Source organism: Chamaesiphon sp. OTE_8_metabat_110, from assembly GCF_031382685.1.
GTDB lineage: Bacteria > Cyanobacteriota > Cyanobacteriia > Cyanobacteriales > Chamaesiphonaceae > Chamaesiphon.
This window is the reverse complement of the sequence record NZ_JANMZA010000018.1, coordinates 1-15238: the sequence shown is the minus strand read 5'-3', so window position 1 is coordinate 15238 and position 15238 is coordinate 1. Positions and strand designations below refer to the sequence as shown.

Sequence of the window (15238 nt, the reverse complement as noted above, 5' to 3'; positions counted from 1 at the left end):
ACCACAGCGGGCTGGCAGGAGCAGGCATTAGCGACACCGCTGACGATCGCCGCTAACACGACATATGTGGTATCTGTCAATGCCAACACTCATTACGTGGCAACTGTAGATGGTTTGAGGACGACGATTGCCAATGGCGATCTCAGTGCTGTAGCTGATGGCAGCAACGGCGTATTTAATCCCAATCCATCTGCTTTCCCCACTCAATCATTTAATAACGCTAACTACTTCCGCGATATCGTCTTTACCCCTGGTCCCACAATATCGCTCAAAGATAGCGAAACCATTTTTGTGAGTGAAACCGCTGGTGTGGCTACCGTCAAAGTAGTACGGACGGGCAGTACCCAGCAACAAGTGACGTTGGAGTATACACTCAACGAGGTTGCTGGGGCAGCCGCAACGCCAGGTAATGATTATACTCAACCCACCTTCAACGGTCGCGCCAATACCGGACAGGTTGTCTTTGAAATTGGGGAAGCGGAAACAACCTTGACGATTCCGATCGTCAATGATAGCTCGATCGAAGCTAACGAGCGATTTGCGGTTGGCATTCAAAGTCCTAGCTTTGGTAATTTGGGCATTCCCCGCACGGTGCTAATCGAGATTATCGATGATGATTCCCCTAATACCATTTCCGTCAGCGATGCCGCGATTACTGTATCTGAGGGCGCTCCGACTGCCACGATTACGCTGATTCGCAATGGCAACATTAGCGGTGCAGCCTCGATCGATTATGCTACCAGCAACGGTACGGCAACTAGCGGTGCTGATTACACAAGCGTCTCGGGCACTGTCAACTTTGCCCCCGGACAAGTTACCCAGCAGATTGCCATTCCGCTTTTAAATGACTCGAACATCGAAATCGATGAAACCTTGACAATTTCTCTAAGCAACGCTAATGGTGCCAGCTTGGGGACACAGATCGCCTCAACCATAACCGTGCTAGATAACGACCTGACACTCGGCAGCCTCAATCGCCAAACCGTTGTCACTGGACTAGCCTCGCCAACAGCGATCGATTGGACTCCGGACGGACGTTACATGCTGGTCGCCCAAAAGAATGGCGTGGTACGAGTAGTTGATAATGGCGTTTTGCAGGCTACCCCCACGATCGATCTATCCAATCAGACAAACAATACTGAAGATCGGGGCATGTTAGGACTGGCGATCCATCCTAATTTCTCAACTACGCCCTATGTCTACTTGCTCTATACCTACGATCCGCCAGAAACATTAACCCGTAATGGTAATGCAGGGCCGGATGGGGATGGCAATCGTCCGGCGCGATTGGTCAGATTGACAGTCAATCCGACGACGATGGTTGCCGATCCCAATAGCTTGGTCGTGCTAGCAGGCACTAATAGCATCTGGGATTACACCAGCAATCCAGATATCGATAGCACTGGCGTTGTTAACGTACCGCCTTCAGGGATTGTCGGCGGCACGATTACCGCCCCAGCCAGTCAGCTCGATCCTGGTACCCAAGATAACGATCCCGATCGACCCGGCATTCAAAACCAGAACATTCGCGACTACCTGGCAGGGGATAGTACGTCTCACACCATCGGTGCCGTTCATTTTGGGGCGGATGGGTACCTCTACGTTAGTAACGGCGATGGCACCTCTTACAACTTCGCCGATCCGCGTGCGGTCAGGGTGCAAGATCCCAACAACCTCTCCGGCAAAGTCTTAAGAATCGATCCCATCACTGGCGCGGGAGTTCCAGGCAATCCGTTCTACGATGCCAACAATCCCAATAGCAACCAATCCAAGGTCTTCTACTCTGGGATGCGCAACCCATTCCGATTTACGTTCGACCCGATTACCAATCGACCTGTCATTGGCGATGTGGGTTGGAATAGTTGGGAAGAAATCAACACGGGTGCCCCCGGTGCTAACTTTGGCTGGCCTTATCTCGAAGGAAACGATCGCACGGGATCTTATCGAGATCTACCTCAAGCAGGCGTATTCTACAACAATGGCAACCGCAATAATGAAAGCGACCCTGTTGCGGTATTTCCAATTCTGGCTCGCAGTCATGGTGCGCCAGATTTTGCCAACGCGATTATGGTCGGGGACTTTTACAATAGCAATACGCTGATCTTTGGGGATGTCAATGGTGGCACGCTCTATGCCGCCTCTCTCGATGGCAACCGCCAAGTCACGAACATCCAAGTCTTTGATGACAATATTCCCTATATTGTTGATGCTGAAATGGGGCCTGATGGCAGACTCTATGGGGTCGATTTGGTAACTGGTGCGATCGTCCGCTGGAACCCCGCTTAAGTGAATGCCGATGTTTAACCGCTCTCCAGCGATGGTGGCAGCGGTTAAATTCTCTGAGCAGCTTAACCTGCCACTACTTGCCCGATTGTTATTCAGCCCAGCTCCCCAGCTTGGGAGCGGGGAGAGGGCGAAGGGTTGTCACTGGCGCAAAAAAGCTTTATCAATCGGATTTGGCACAACAACTCATAACTAGCAACTTACGTTATTATATGCCTCACATCAGTAGTGACATCTTAAACCAGTGGCAAGCAGAAAGTCGCACGCTGATTCCCCAACATTTTGCGGAATTTCAGCAGTTGGTCGAGCGAGCCAGATCCTTAGCCCGACAGAGAAAATTCGAGGCAGCAGCATCCTACGTGGAAATTGCCGCTCAATACGCTCAATTCAATCATGGCGGCTTTTTTACCAGTCCAGAGTTGGAGCAAATTCTCATCGAGATCGGTCGCCAGGAGATCCCCAGCCACCTCTATCCCCAGCAGCAACCACCAGCGGGAAATCCACAGCGCATCCTGCATGTCTCTACGAATATCTCGACCTTTAGCGGCATTCCTCGGATGATTCGACGTTGGATTCAACAAGATACCAAACGCTCCCATTCGCTGGCATTGACTTTACAAGCACCGCAAGAGGTTCCCCAACTGCTGCAAGAGGCGATCGCCAAGAGTAATGGTAGAATTCACATCTTAAACCAAGCATCCGATCGCATCCTCGATCGAGCTAGAAAACTGCGTGAATGTGCCGCTCAAGCGGACATCATCGTCACTCATGCTTGGGAATACGATGCCGTACCGCTCGTCGCTTTTGCGGATAAAGATCGGATGCCACCATCGATTTATACCAATCACGGCGATCATTGGTTTTGGCTGGGGGCGGGTACGAGTGATGTAGTTGCCAACTTGCGCGAATCAGGCAGGTATCTATCTCAACATCGCCGAGGCATCGCTCCAGAGCGTAACATGCTTCTACCGATCGCCTTAGAACCAATGCACAGATCTCTGAGTCGAGCAGCAGCAAAACAACACTTGGGGATTGCTCCTGATACCGTCCTCTTACTATCGATCGCCAGACCGCCAAAATATAAAACGATCGGCGACATCAATTTTGCCCAGGCTCACGTTCCGCTATTGCAAGAACACCCCCAAGCAATGCTGACGATCGTTGGTGCTGGAGATCTCGACGAGGATTGGTCTGAGGCAATCGCGCAAACCAACGGCAGGATTCAAGTGTTGAAGCCAACCGATCGTACGGCTGAATTCTACCAGGCTGCCGATATTTATGTCGATTCCTTCCCAGTTCCCTCAACAACATCCTTGCTGGAAGCTGGCAGCTACGGTACGCCACTGTTCAGTCGCAATCCATACCCTCTGGCAACCTGTCAAATTTTCGGACAGGATACACCAGGGTTAGCCGGACAGGCGATCGAGCCTTCAGATCTACCGACATATTTAGCAGCATTGTCGCAAGCGATCGCTGACGAGGCATATCGACTCTCTCTGGGAGCGGCAACCCAGCACCAAATCGCCCACACCCACTGGGGACAAAATTGGCTCGATACGCTCGAAAAAATCTATTGCCAAGCTGCCAGTCTGCCCAGAGTCAAAGCTGCTGAGTCCCAGACCGAACAATGTTTGGGCGAGCTAGACGCACTCTTGTGCTCCCATGCTTCGCTCGGTCGCGCCAATTTCCAGCAGGTCGCCCAGTGGCACCTGCCATTGATGCCGCTACCGCAACGCTGGGAACTATGGTTGAGTCTGGTCGAACGCTATGGATGGCGCGGCAATCAACTTAATATGCTAGCTTCGTCTCGGTGGAGAGATCGTTACTATCAAATGCGTGCTAAATTTGCCGCTGTTACAGGCATTTGACCGAGGTTTTCTTTCTGTATTGCCCTTAATATACACATAGATACACGGATATTTTTATGCAAGTTGAAGTTTTAGCAAATCGCGCCGCAATTAAACCTTCAATCGCCGCCGATCCGATTATCGTTGTTTGTGCTGCTGATGATAATTATGCCATGCCGCTCGCCGTTACCTTGCGATCGGCGATCGATAATTACCAGGGCGATGCTCGACTCGTATTTTACATCCTCGATGGCGGTATTCAAGAACGTAATAAACAAAAAATTTGGCAATCGACGCAATCGGCAAAATGCGAACTAAAATTTTTAACAGTTCCCAATTTGCCAGCGATCGAGCATCTCAAGCAAATCAATCATACCCTCGGCCCCGACGGCAAAACTATTTCTCAATATCTCTCGGTCGCCACATTTTTTAGAATTCTCATTCCCGAAGTCTTACCTGCTGAAATAAACAAAGTTATTTACTTAGATTGCGATCTTGTCGTCAAGGGAAATCTGGCAGAACTCTGGCAATATCAATTGGGCGATAATTACATCTTAGCAGCACAGGATACCTGGATTCGCTATGTATCGACAGCTAATGGATTGTTAAATTATCGCGAATTGGGCATTTCAGCAGATGCGAAATATTTCAATGCTGGGGTGTTGGTAATTAACCTTCAAAAGTGGCGGGCTGATGACTTTTGCAACCAGTCGATGGATTATCTCCAGCACAATAAACAGTTCGTTCGCTGGCACGATCAGGATATATTAAATCCCCTGCTGGCGGGCAAATGGGGACAAATCGATCCCAAATGGAATTTTAATTCCACTTCTTTCTATGATTACGATACAAGTAGTTATTTAGCTTGGCAAGACGAGCGCGAGAGCTTATTTACTAAGGATATCTACCACAATCTCATTCACCAGCCAGCGATCGTTCACTATGCTTCGGCGAAGAAGCCATGGACATCGCGCCATTGTCCCCGCAAAGAAGACTTTTTTAAGTACATCGATCGGACGGCATGGTCGGGATGGCGATTGACGATCTGGCGACGACTGCAACTAAAGTTGGCTGGCAAGCTAAAAGTTTTAGTCAAAAATTTTAGCTAAGTTTGATATTCGTTTCGCTCATTGCTCGTTAATTTATTCAATCTTTTATTTACCGATCGTGTTGCAGTATCTAACCAAATTTCTTTATCTTACTAGGGGTCATTATCGATCGCTAATTGTGACGCTATTGGCATTTGTCTTGATTTCTGGCTTGGAAATTTTAGGAACTGGAATCATCGGTCCATTCATTGCGATCGCCACTCATCCAGAATTTATCGCTAGCAATCGGTGGTTGAATTTAGCCTACATCACCTTGAATTTTAGTTCGGAGCGACAATTTTTGCTAGGCTTGGGCGCACTCGCGATCGCCACCTTTTATATCAAAGCATTTTTAAGCTTTCAAGCCCAAAAATCAGTATTTCAATTTGGTTATAACTTAAAAAGAGATCTCTCCTGCAAGTTGATGCAAGCGTATCTAGCCGCTCCCTATAGTTTTCACTTAAATATCAATTCTGCGAACCTGATTCAGGACATTATTTCCACTACCGATAATGTTTGTCTCGGTGTAGTGATGCCCCTGCTGACATCGATCTCCAATCTGTTGGTGACATTGGCGTTAACGATCCTGCTAATTCAAACTGATGCGTTCGCCTTGATTTTAATTGGGATGTTGTTGTTGGCAATGCTGGTATTGTCGCAAGCAATGAAACATCGCCTGGTGCGATGGGGAAAAGAAGGTTGGCAAGCGGCAGGCGAGATGATTCGCATTCTCAACCATGGATTAGGCGGCTTGAAAGAGACGCGGGTAATTGGTTGCGAGGCATATTTCCAACAGCAAATGGAGGAACAGTCAGCCAAATTTGCTACCAATCTGACACTCTCTCAGAGCTACGGCAATTTACCGCGTTACGCGATCGAAGCCTTGATGCTGACATTTTTGGTCGGCTTTACCCTGTTATTCGTAACCTTGAATCGCGGCGATCGAGATCTGGGTGCGGTGCTGGGGATTTTCGGCTTGGCGGCAATTCGGCTGCTGCCTGCATCCGGTAATTTGGTATCGGGATTGAACGTGATGCGGGCAAATAGTTTTGCAGTCGATAAGTTATATTTCGACCTCCAGCAACTGGAGCGAGAAGTGCCGTTACCAATCGCAAATACGCCAGCCCAAGCTGGTGGGAAGATGGCAACCGCCCAGCGCGAACAAATGTCATTCACGCGCGAGATCGCCTTAGAGGGCATTAATTTCCAATATTCCCAGCATCCGCGCTTGGTTTTAGAAGATATCTCCCTCACAATTGCCAAGGGGCAATCGATTGGTATTATTGGTAAATCTGGCTCTGGGAAGACAACTTTGGTGGATGTAATCTTGGGGCTATTTTTGCCTCAGTCTGGAGATATCAAGGTCGATGGCAGATCGGTTTATCGAGATCTGCGAGCTTGGCAAAATATCTTGGGTTACGTGCCCCAATCCATTTTCCTCACCGACGATACGCTAGAGCGCAATATTGCCTTTGGCGTTGCCGATGGGTCGATCGATCGGCTGCGACTCCAACAAGCGATCGAGATGGCGCAGTTGCAAGATGTGGTCGAAAATTTACCCAATGGCATCCACACGATGGTTGGCGAGCGCGGCGTGCTGCTATCGGGCGGGCAAAGGCAGCGAGTCGGTATCGCTCGCGTCCTTTACCACCAGCGCGAAGTTCTAGTTTTCGATGAAGCCACCGCTGCCCTAGACAATGAAACCGAACAACTGGTAACGGCAGCTACCAAAGCCTTGAGTAGGAGCAAAACGATTATTATCATCGCCCATCGCCTCTCGACGATCGAGCATTGCGATTGTATTTATCAGATCGATCGAGGTCGAATTCTCAAGTCAGGAAGCTATCAGGAGGTAGTTCTGGGACAATGACAATTGTTTTATTTCAAACTTTAACTTCTCTATCACAGCCGTGCGGCAGGAGCCTCACAGATGATTTCAATAGATACCCTCGCTCGACGATGGAAATTTATTAAAAGATTCGATCGTAGTTTACCTAGTATGCACAGGCTTTTCGATCGAGTTTGAGATCGTCTATCCCCAACCGATCTCGATCGTTCGACACTGGATCTTTCGATTGCGCCCAACAGGAACCCAACTTATGAAACTAGCATACATAACACCTTATGATTCGCGGATTTTAAAAGGATTTAATGATTGGTCGGGGCTAGGCTACTATATTGCACAGTCGCTTCAAAATCAATCGTGCAATTTAGATTACATCGGTCCATTAGACATTTCAGTTAGGTGTCGCCTTGTGCAAAAATATAAGCGACATTATCACGAACTATTTCGGAAAAAATATTTAAAGAATCCTACCCCCTGCGTTCTCAAAGGTTATGCTCGACAAATTTCCGATCGATTAATGGATGCTCAGGCAGATATTGTCTTTAGTGCATCGGCAAATCCCCTTGCTTATCTCGAATCCAAACAACCGATGGTCTTTTGGGCAGATGCCAGCTTTGACAGCCTGTTAGACTATTATCCAGACTATAGTAATGTCTGCGAGGAGTCGATGAGCGATTGGCATAATGTAGAACAACAAGCTCATCAAAAATGTCAGTTAGCGATTTATTCATCTGATTGGGCAGCACAAGCCGCAATCTCTCGCTATGGAGTAGATAAGTCTAAAGTTAAAGTAGTTCCGTTTGGCGCAAATATCGAAGTCAAATATGATGCGGCTGAAGTCCGAGCGGCGATCGCCGCTCGACCGGAAAATCTTTGTAAACTGCTGTTTTTAGGAGTTGACTGGTATCGCAAAGGCGGCGACGTGGCACTTAAAGTTGCTACGGCATTAAACAACGCAGGTTTAAATACCGAACTGACACTCGTTGGTTGTCAACCGATTTCCGCAGATCCATTACCCGATTTTGTTAAGCCACTAGGTTTTATTAGTAAATCTACAGATTTAGGCAAAGCGCGAATTGCTCGCTTAATTGCCGAGTCACATTTGCTAATTATCCCCTCACTTGCAGATTGTACGCCGATCGTATTGTGTGAGGCTAATGCAGTTGGAGTGCCTTGTTTGTCTACCAATGTTGGTGGTATTCCCACGATCGTCAAAGACAATCTCAATGGTAAAACCTTCGATGTAACTGCCGATATCCAAGAATATTGCAGCTATATTTTAAATCTATTTACCAATTACTCTAACTATATTGAATTGGCTCTCTCATCTTTTCATGAGTATGAGTCTCGCCTGAATTGGAATGTATCTGGAAAAACTGTAAAAAACTTATTATTAGAAATCTAATTCAATCGGGTCAATTTAAAAGTAAACATACCTGTAAAAAAATGATGAATACCCTCGATCGAAACACGGATATGCTCTTGAACATTTCTGTTTGTATCTGTACGAGAAATCGTCCTGACGACCTAACCAAAGCCTTAAATTCAGTCGAGCGATCGACATATCCCGCATTTGAAACGATCGTGTCCGATGACAGTACGGACGAGCGAACCAAAGAGTTGGTTGCCGCTCGTTTTCCCAATATCAAATATATCGAAGGGCCACGACGAGGTTTAGGTGCAAATCGAAATAAAGCCTTGAGTGCGGTCGCGGGTTCTCATGTACTGTTTATTGATGATGATGTCATCTTGACCGAGAATTTCTTGGAAATGATGCACGCTCGCTGGTTGAAATGTGCTGAATCAGAAGAAATCGATAATGTGATTCTGAGTGGCATTGAGAATGTCAATGGCAGACTACTCTATCCTGGCGATCAAACTTTTATTGGCTGGCAGAGTGTTGAATACAAGCAAGGCGATATCATCAAATCGGTGGTGATCAATAGTGCGATTTTTCCAGTATCGGTATTTAAAAAAGTTTTGTTTGATGAGCGATTGGTATATGGAAATGACGAAATCGATCTTACCACTAGAGCAATTACTAAAGGATATAAGATCGTGCTCTTCCCAGAAGCGATTAATTTTCACTACCCATCAGAAATCAATCGCGATTACTACAAACCATATCACGATGCCAGTCGAATATATGTGACCTTCAAACGTTATTTTTCCACTGATAATAACAAAGGGAAAGCATTATTTTATCTGCCTTATGCTTTGCTGCATGTGGCAGCATTCCGATTGAGATACTATGGTATTTCCGGATTTGTAGATACGTTCAGATATACCTTCCCTAAATCCTTCGGATTTATCACTGATTTTCTGTTTGCCAAAGATCCTGCCGATATTCATAAATCCTAATCTTCGATCGAGATTACTAGTTAAAGGAGCGCATTCTCATGTTTGATTATCTGATTGTTGGTGCGGGGTTTGCAGGGAGCGTTTTGGCAGAACGATTGGCAAGCCAGTTGGGCAAAAAAGTATTAATTGTCGATCGTCGCAACCATATCGGCGGCAATGCTTACGATCGCTACAACAATGATGGCGTACTGATCCATAAATACGGTCCGCATATTTTTCATACCAATTCCCGCGATGTCTTTGAATATCTATCGTTATTTACCGAGTGGCGACGTTACGAACACCGCGTTCTGGCTAGCGTTGACGGTCAGCTCGTCCCAATCCCGATCAACTTAAATACGATCAATCAACTCTATGGATTGAACCTAACCGCATTTGAAGTCGAAGAGTTTTTGGCATCGGTAGCCGAGCCACGAGAGCAAATTTTGACATCAGAGGATGTCGTCGTTAGTAAAGTCGGACAAGAATTATATAAAAAGTTTTTCCGCAACTATACCCGCAAACAATGGGGCATCGATCCCTCAGAACTCGATCGATCGGTCACTGCTCGCGTTCCCACCCGCACCAATCGCGACGATCGGTATTTTACCGATACATATCAGTCAATGCCTCTACATGGCTTTACGCCGATGTTTGAGAACATGCTGGCGCATCCGAATATCAAAGTGATGCTCAACACCGATTATCGAGAAATTCAACAGGTCATTCCTTATCAAGAAATGATTTATACCGGGCCAGTCGATGACTTTTTCGATCTTCGGTTTGGAAAGTTGCCGTATCGATCGCTCGAATTCAAACACGAAACTCAAGATCGACCTGTCTTCCAATCTGCACCCGTGATTAATTATCCCAACGAGCATCTCTATACTCGCGTCACTGAGTTTAAATACCTGACCGGACAGGAGCATCATAAAACCAGCATTGTCTACGAGTTTCCTCAAGCTGAAGGCGATCCTTACTATCCAATTCCGCGTCCGGAAAATGCAGAACTCTACAAACAGTATAAAGAACTTGCCGATGCCACTCCTAGGGTACATTTCGTCGGCAGGCTGGCAACTTATAAGTATTACAACATGGATCAAGTCGTAGCTCAAGCCTTAATGACATTCGATAAAATCAGCACTAGAGAAGCATTAGAAATGGCAATAACTAATTAATTTCCCATAAATTTAGAGACCGAAACGAGCAAGAGTACTAATTTTCACTCTCAATACTCGACAAAATACTTAAATCTATAAATTATCTTGATATTGACATAAAATTTAAGACCGGAGCGAACTTATGAATGATTCATTGCCAGCCGTTTCAATTATCATGCCTGCTTACAAGCGGATCGATTATCTCAAAGAGGCGATCGAGAGTGCGCTCGCGCAAACTTTTACCGATTTTGAGATCGTTGTTTGTGATGATAGTGCCGAACCAAAAATCGCCGATCTTTGCCAGAGCTATGAAGACTCGCGTATTATTTATCGAGCTAATCCTCAAAATTTGGGAATTGCCATGAATAATTTGAGTGGCTTTCAAGCCGCTCGCGCCGATTTACTCACAAAACTCGATGATGACGATCGCTGGTTGCCAGATTTTTTAGAGAAATTAGTGCCCGAAATGTTGTCAAATCCAAACATTTGTCTGTCTTTTTGCGATCATTGGATTATCGATGCGGCTGGCGATCGAATGGTGACTAAAACCGAAGAACAAACTACGAGATTTGGCCGCAGCGGAATAGATCGAGGACTGGTAAAACAACCCCAAAAGTTGATTTTCAATAAATCGATTCCGCTAGCATCATCGGCAGTTTTTCGGAAGTCGGCGATCGATTGGTCGGCATACTCCGAAAAGGTAGGGGGTGCCTACGATTTCTTTCTCAGCTCTTGTCTGGTGAGTAGTGGGATGGATGTTTTTTATGTACCAGAACGGTTGACGGAATATCGGATTCATGGTGGTAGCGGTACATCTACCCGCGCCCTCCAAAATTGTTTGGAAACTCTCTTTGTATCGGAAAAAGTTTATCAAAATCCTTTCTTTGATGAGATTGCCTCCGAGTATCGTCAACTGTGTGCTTACAATAGCAAACGTACTGGCAATGAATCGTTAAAACAAGGAAAGGTGTTATCCGCACTCTACTATTATAGTCGCTCTTTGAAATATCAACTTTTGGGATAAAGGAGATAGCTGTCGATCGGGACTCGATCGTTTTTAAATATGAATGATATTTTAGTTAGCATCATCATCAATAATTATAATTACGATCGCTTCCTGACGGAGGCGATCGATAGTGCTTTAAATCAAACTTATCTTCATACGGAAGTTATTGTTGTCGATGACGGTTCGACGGATAAATCTCGCGAGATTATTACCAGATATGGCGATCGGATCGTGCCGATCTTCCAGCCCAATGGCAAGCAAGCAGCCGCCTTCAACAGTGGATTTGCCAAAAGTCGCGGCGACATCATTGTATTTCTAGATGCTGATGATTACCTAATGCCCACAGCCATCGAACGCATTGTCGCCATCTGGCAACCAAATCTGGCTAAAGTACACTACCGTCTACAGGTGGTAGATGCTGAGGGTCAGTCACTGGGATATACATCCCCTCAAGGTAGCCAGCCATTAGCAACAGGTGAAGTCTGGAAAACTTTGCTGGAGTTCGGTGGGTATACCAGTACGCCCACCAGCGGCAATGCACTCAGCCGCAAGGCGATGGCACCAATTTTCCCGATTCCCGCTGCTTATAAATTGACAGCAGATGATTATTTATCGATGCTTATTCCCTTTGCTGGGGAAGTTGCTGCGATTGAAGAACCATTGGGTGCTTATCGAATTCATAACAGTAATCAATGGGCATTGGCGACAGTTACAGGCGATCGATTCCGGCGATTTGTCTGTCACGATTTACAAAACTATGCTTTGCTGGAGCAAAAAGCCGCAGAGCTAGGGCAGATATTACCAACTGATTTGGCACAAAGATCGATCGGTCGCCTCTGGTCGCGGATGATTTCGTTAAGGCTAGATCCTCAAAATCATCCGGTACCATCGGATCGAGCGTGGTCGTTGATTTACCAGGGTATCCGTTCGCTGTGGAAATATTCTACATTCAACTGGCAAAAGTGTGTCATCTACAGTCTTTGGTTTATCTGGGTGGGTCTGATGCCATTAGCACTGGCACGACCTGCCATGACCTGGTTATATGCTCCCCAATTTCGACCCAAAGCGATCGATTGGACTGTTAGAAAAATTCGCGCTCTCGTGAGTAGTTGAGGAAGAGAATAATGAATGCTGTAGATACCGCACAAACCCCTTTAATTCAAGCCCAGCTAGGTCGCAAATTAAGAGTGTTGTTTGTCAGTCATGCGTACGTTGTCGGTGTCAATCAGGGCAAATTGGACGCGATCGCCGCAACCGATCGCGTCGATGTCGGGTTGCTGGTACCTAGTAACTGGAAGGCTGCGGAGTGGAATCGCACGATGCCAGTCGAGAAACCCTATCCCAGAATCAAAATCTATCAAGCCCCAGTGCTGTTCAGCGGGCGCGGGGGTGCTTACTGCTATCTGCCCTGGGCACTCGGTCGGGTATTGAAAGATTTTCAACCCGATCTGGTACAAGTCGAAGCGGAAGTATTTTCCGTGCTGGCTTTTGAAGTCGCCATGTGGAGCAGGTTAACAGGCAAACCCTCGATCGTCTTCGGTTGGGAAAACATCGAACGAAAGTTGCCCATTTTGCGTCAGTTAACCTGCCAGTTTGTCCTGAATACTGTGAGTGCGTTAATTTCGGGAAATGAGGATGGTGCAAAAATTCTGCGGCGGTGGGGCTATACTGGACGGCTGGAAGTAATGCCGCAAATAGGCGTCGATACTCAGTTGTTCGCACCTAAAACCGATCGAGACCCTCAAGCTGAATTTAATATCGGCTTCTTGGGACGCTTAGTTCCCGAAAAAGGGGTCGATACCCTATTGGCCGCCGCGCGATGCCTGCAAGAACGTGGCTTGAACTTCACGATTACAGTGTGTGGGTCGGGTACAGAACGCATAGCACTACAGCAAGCTGCCGCAGTTTTGCAAATTGACAAGCGGATTATATGGCACGAGGCGATTCGACATGAAGCTGCGCCCGCACAAATCGGCACATTCGACGTGCTGATCTTGCCTTCTCGATCGACTCCAACCTGGAAGGAACAATTCGGTCACGTGCTGATCGAAGCGATGGCAATGGGTGTGCCAGTGGTTGGCTCTGATTGTGGTGAAATTCCTCATGCGATCGGGAGATCCGATCTAATATTTAAGGAAGATGATGCGATCGGGCTGGCAGCAATTTTGGAACGCGCGATCGCCGATCCAGATTGGCGACAAGAGGTGGGACAATATGGCATCGACCGCGTTCGCCAATTTTATTCCCATCAACAGATTGCCACTAGATCGCTGAATCTGTGGCAGCAATCGCTCGACTACCCACCAGAGGAGACACTCGAATGCGCGTAGCAATCGCTCGGACAATGGCCGAATTTAGCTTAGATATTTACACCGACAATCTTATTGCCGGACTGAAAAAAGTTCGTCCAGAGTGGGAAATTATTGAGCTGGTGCCCAGATCGTTCGATCGAGGTAGTTATTCTATATCGCTAAGAATTCAAAAATACTACGAGCGGTTCTGGCGATATCCCCAAGCGGTTCGACAGCAAGTGGCAGATATTTTTCATATTGTCGAACCTTGTGATGCCAATATCGCCTACTGGTTGCAAAATTCTGGCAGCCCGATTGTCGTCACCTGTCACGATCTGGCTAACTACTTTTTTCCAGATAACTTACAAGGATCGGTGCAATTACCGATTGTCAGCAAACGCGCTTGGTTGTATTCTGTCAATGGGATGCGTTATGCAGACCATCTTATTTCGGTATCCTCAGCTACTGCTAGCGATACTACCGAGATTTTGGAAATCGATCCCACGCAGATTACGGTCATTCCCAATGCCGTAGAAGACATCTTTGGGCCTCTACCAAAATCGGCGATTGCAGCCTACCGTCAGCAACAGCACATCTCCCCCGCAACATTTTGCCTATTAAATGTGGGATCTAACCATCCCCGGAAGAATATTGACACGATCCTTGAGGCGATCGCAATTTTAAAAGATAGGCAACTCCCGATTGCCTTCTGGAAAGCTGGCGCTGATTTTACTTCCGCACAACAGCAGTTCATTCAAGATCGAGGACTGGAATCGATCGTCCGTTATTTTGGCAAGCCCGATAAATCCACACTACTGCAACTATACAATGCCGCCGATGTTTTAGTCGCACCGTCATTGTATGAAGGCTTTGGGATGACACTATTGGAAGCTATGGCTTGTGGTACGCCAGCGATTACGTCAAACGCGTCAGCGATGCCAGAAGTCGTGGGCGATGCTGGTGTTTTAGTCGCACCTACTAGTGCGGATGAAATAGCTGCTGCTGCCATCCGGCTGTACCATGAACCACAGTTTTATCAAGAACTAGTCGATCGCGGTTTGGAACGAGTCAAAGCATTTACCTGGGAACGTAATGCCGAGTGCGTAGCTCAAGTATACGAGCGAACGATCGCGAATAAGAAGTGAGGGAGAGGGGGAGATGGGGCGCTTGCGTCACTATTCACACTTCGGCTGTCGCTCAGTGCAAGCTATCCACTATCCACTATCCCCTATCCCATATCCCCTATCCCCTATCCCCTATCCACAAAACCAATGTTTATCAAAAATACAATTAGGCGATTGCTGCCGCCGTCAGTGACGATTCGACTGATTGCCGATACCAATTATAAATCTGGCGAACCAGAACTCAAATTGCTCG

At 46.9% G+C, this 15238-nt stretch carries 11 protein-coding genes; all 11 read left to right on the top strand.

Annotated features, from left to right (window positions below):
• On the top strand, positions 1-2286 hold a 2286-nt coding region (locus tag RMO52_RS00640), incomplete at its 5' end, for a Calx-beta domain-containing protein (protein ID WP_310410077.1).
• A gap of 170 nt (positions 2287-2456) precedes the next feature.
• Positions 2457-4151 carry a glycosyltransferase family 4 protein gene (locus tag RMO52_RS00635; protein ID WP_310410075.1) on the top strand — a complete coding sequence of 565 codons (1695 nt, stop codon included), beginning with the start codon at positions 2457-2459 and terminating at the stop codon, positions 4149-4151.
• A 56-nt stretch (positions 4152-4207) separates the two neighbouring features.
• A complete protein-coding gene (locus RMO52_RS00630; RefSeq protein WP_309739432.1) occupies positions 4208-5239 on the top strand; it encodes a glycosyltransferase family 8 protein in 1032 nt (343 codons plus the stop codon).
• 58 nt (positions 5240-5297) lie between these two features.
• Positions 5298-7088, top strand: a complete 1791-nt coding sequence (locus RMO52_RS00625) for an ABC transporter ATP-binding protein (RefSeq protein WP_310410072.1) — start codon at positions 5298-5300, stop codon at positions 7086-7088.
• 229 nt (positions 7089-7317) lie between these two features.
• Positions 7318-8469, top strand: a complete 1152-nt coding sequence (locus RMO52_RS00620) for a glycosyltransferase family 4 protein (RefSeq protein ID WP_396134850.1) — start codon at positions 7318-7320, stop codon at positions 8467-8469.
• 41 nt (positions 8470-8510) lie between these two features.
• Positions 8511-9425 carry a glycosyltransferase gene (locus tag RMO52_RS00615; RefSeq protein WP_309739438.1) on the top strand — a complete coding sequence of 305 codons (915 nt, stop codon included), beginning with the start codon at positions 8511-8513 and terminating at the stop codon, positions 9423-9425.
• 38 nt (positions 9426-9463) lie between these two features.
• Positions 9464-10582: a UDP-galactopyranose mutase gene (glf, locus tag RMO52_RS00610; RefSeq protein ID WP_309739441.1), complete on the top strand. Its 1119-nt coding sequence runs from the start codon at positions 9464-9466 to the stop codon at positions 10580-10582.
• A gap of 124 nt (positions 10583-10706) precedes the next feature.
• Positions 10707-11588: a glycosyltransferase gene (locus tag RMO52_RS00605; protein ID WP_310410067.1), complete on the top strand. Its 882-nt coding sequence runs from the start codon at positions 10707-10709 to the stop codon at positions 11586-11588.
• A gap of 39 nt (positions 11589-11627) precedes the next feature.
• Positions 11628-12683, top strand: a complete 1056-nt coding sequence (locus RMO52_RS00600; protein WP_310410066.1) for a glycosyltransferase — start codon at positions 11628-11630, stop codon at positions 12681-12683.
• Between the two features lie 11 nt (positions 12684-12694).
• On the top strand, positions 12695-13900 hold the full coding sequence (locus RMO52_RS00595; RefSeq protein ID WP_310410064.1) for a glycosyltransferase: 1206 nt from the start codon (positions 12695-12697) through the stop codon (positions 13898-13900).
• Complete coding sequence (locus tag RMO52_RS00590) at positions 13891-15006, top strand: glycosyltransferase family 1 protein (protein ID WP_309739448.1); 1116 nt, start codon at positions 13891-13893, stop codon at positions 15004-15006. The genes RMO52_RS00595 and RMO52_RS00590 overlap by 10 nt, the downstream gene beginning before the upstream one ends.
• Positions 15007-15238: the final 232 nt, after the last annotated feature.